Annotated in this window: 1 protein-coding gene; it reads left to right on the top strand. The window is 36.4% G+C overall.

The genetic code is table 11. The annotated features are described in order from the left end of the window. The first annotated feature begins 141 nt into the window (after positions 1-141). Positions 142-1,257 (top strand): IS4 family transposase, encoded by a 1,116-nt coding sequence (locus tag J2S13_RS16835; protein WP_307258979.1) that lies wholly within the window; start codon positions 142-144, stop codon positions 1,255-1,257. Positions 1,258-1,405: the final 148 nt, after the last annotated feature.

The raw sequence follows: 1,405 nt of genomic DNA, 5'->3' as shown, positions 1-1,405 counted from the left end.
CACTAGCATTGCATTAAATTAATTTTATTATTAAAAATACTCGAAATGTTCAATTTTATTGTTTTGCGCAAAGAAAAAGTCCTTTATAATGGATAAGTCAGGTGGTAAACCCGTCCAAATCCACTAAAAAGGACAAATCTCATGGACAAGATTACACGAAAAACTTCATTTGGACAATGGTTTTCACCAATTAATTTTCAATTATTTGAAGAACAGGTGAAAACATTGAAATTAGATTTCTATACGAAAAAATTAACGACAGAGTCGTTCCTAAAGTTACTGCTTTTTGCACAGCTACAGGAAGTCGAGAGTCTTCATGCACTAAGTGACTGCCTCTTCGATGACAAGCTTCAAAGGGCTATCGACCTTGATTCTATTAGTATTTCTCAGTTATCACGACGATTAAATGGGCTGAATCCCGACCTTTTCCAAAGACTGTTTCTCGATTTAGTATCACAAATTCATGCCAAAACGCATTATACGAAACTTGTAATGCCATTAAAAATTATTGATTCTAGCACTTTGCCACTGAATTTGACGAATCATAAATGGGCAAAATTCCGCAAAACAAAGGCAGGAGTGAAACTGCATCTGCGTCTTGTATTTATGGAAAAAGGCACTTCTTACCCAGAAAAAGCCGTAATGACAACTGCAAAAGAACATGACCGAGGCCAGCTTGAAATTATGATAGATGACAAAGAATGCATGTATGTGTTCGACCGTGGTTACTTAGACTACGAACGTTTTGACCGCATGACCGATGAGGGCTACTTTTTCCTTTCAAGGCTGCGGAAAAACGCAGTCATACGGGAAGTTTACAACTTTAAGTTGCCCGAAAATATGCCTGTTTTATCAGACCAAATGGTCTTAATTGGTACTACACAAAACCGTGCTGAAAATTATTTTCGCCTGATAAAGGTCTTGGATTCAAAGGGAAATGAACTCCATTTAATTACAAATCGTTTTGATTTAAGTGCCGAAGAGATTTCAGAAATGTACAAATCACGCTGGGCAATTGAATTGTTCTTCAAATGGATCAAACAACATCTCAGCATTAAGAAGTTTTACGGTCAGAGCGAATGGGCGATTCAAAACCAAGTATTTATCGCACTTATTGTTTTTTGCCTTCATGTTCTTGTGCAAATTGAAACAAAAAGCAAGCGAAAAACGCTACAAATTAGCCGTTATTTAAGGGCTGCATTATGGAAACCAGCGCATATTTGGCTTCGAAAGATTGAAGGCAAATCCGTCCCTTAATAAGCAAATTGTCGTTGTCACACAGGTCAAATTGTAAATTATTTCCAAATGGATGGAGCCACCTTTAATTCGGTATTTACTTTTTTGGCTCTAAACAGAAGATATAATAAAACTGAAAATTACGACATTATTTTTGCAACACTAGTGA

Origin of the sequence: Oikeobacillus pervagus (assembly GCF_030813365.1) — a bacterium.
GTDB lineage: Bacteria > Bacillota > Bacilli > Bacillales > DSM-23947 > Oikeobacillus > Oikeobacillus pervagus.
The sequence above is the reverse complement of the archived record's forward strand: the minus strand, read 5'-3'. Positions and strand labels throughout refer to the sequence as shown.